This window comes from Catenulispora pinistramenti (assembly GCF_018274385.1).
Classification (GTDB): domain Bacteria; phylum Actinomycetota; class Actinomycetes; order Streptomycetales; family Catenulisporaceae; genus Catenulispora; species Catenulispora pinistramenti.
In genome coordinates, this window is record NZ_JAAFYZ010000548.1 from 1 (window position 1) to 567 (window position 567).

A 567-nucleotide genomic window follows, 5' to 3' on the forward strand; every position below is an offset into this window, starting at 1 on the left:
GGGTGACGGCCGGGATGTTGAAGTTGGTCGCGAAGGTCGGCTCGGCGATCTGCGGGATGCCGACCGGCGGCGTGGGTGCGGAGGTCGAGGCAGAGTCCGGGGCGGGAGTCGGGGTGAGCGCCGGGATGTTGAAGTTGGTCGCGAACGTCGGCTCGGCGATCTGCGGGATGCCGGCGGCGGGCTTGGGCGGGCCGAAGGCGGCGTCGACGTCGGATGCGGCGGAGGTTGGGGGCGTGGCTGCGGCGGACGGCTGTTGGCCGGTGGCCGGGTCGCCGGTCGCAGGAGGCTGACCGAATGAGGCGCCGGTTGGCTGGCCGGAGCTGGAACCCGTGTTGGCTGCGGGGGCCTGGCCGGAGCTACCCTCGGGCTCGCTGGTGGCGGCGGCTATCGAGTCGGCGACGTCGGCGGCTGCGGCGAGGCGCTTGGCTTCCTCACCGATGGGGGTGAAGCCGGCGGGGAGGCCTGCGAAGCCTGCGGGTTCGGGCTCGGGCTCGGGTTCTGGCTTGGGTTCTGGCTCCGGCGGAGTGGCTGGGGCATGGGAGGAAGTCGCGGCGCGCCAGGCTGGGA

General features: G+C 73.7%; 1 pseudogene. It reads right to left on the bottom strand.

The features are described 5' to 3' along the window. A pseudogene (locus KGQ19_RS48825) lies at positions 1 to 567 on the bottom strand (hypothetical protein); the annotation flags it as partial.